Below are 414 nucleotides of genomic sequence, written 5' to 3' on the forward strand. Positions count from 1 at the left end.
GTTTTGGTTTTGGTGGCTCTTGCTTATGACCGCCGCCTCCACGCTTATTTTGCTGTTTGTTTCCGCGGTTTTGCTGATTTTTATTATTTGAAGGCTTCGATTGATTACGTTTCCCATCGTTTTTTTGTTGCTTAGGGCGATGGTCATTTTTTTCTTGGTTCTTTGTAGCTGTTGTTGAAGAGCTATTTCCACCCGTTAATGTTTCCATCATCTTTTCATCTAAAACTGACATATGATTTGTAACCGAAAAGCCTGATTCTTTTAACTGATCAATGATGACTTTGCTTGCTACATCTTTCTCTTTTGCATATTCATATATTCGCATTTTTTTCATATACTTACCTCCAAAAATCATTGGTCGAGTAATGCGGTCATCTTTTTTGCAAATCCATCATCCATTACTCCAATGACGAC

General features: G+C 37.2%; 1 protein-coding gene. It reads right to left on the reverse strand.

The genetic code is table 11. The annotated features are described in order from the left end of the window. Positions 1 to 334: translation initiation factor IF-2 N-terminal domain-containing protein (locus KH400_RS21535; RefSeq protein ID WP_217228129.1), on the reverse strand; the 334-nt coding region annotated here is incomplete at its 3' end. Positions 335 to 414: the final 80 nt, after the last annotated feature.

The organism is Desertibacillus haloalkaliphilus (genome assembly GCF_019039105.1).
Taxonomy (GTDB): domain Bacteria; phylum Bacillota; class Bacilli; order Bacillales; family KJ1-10-99; genus Desertibacillus; species Desertibacillus haloalkaliphilus.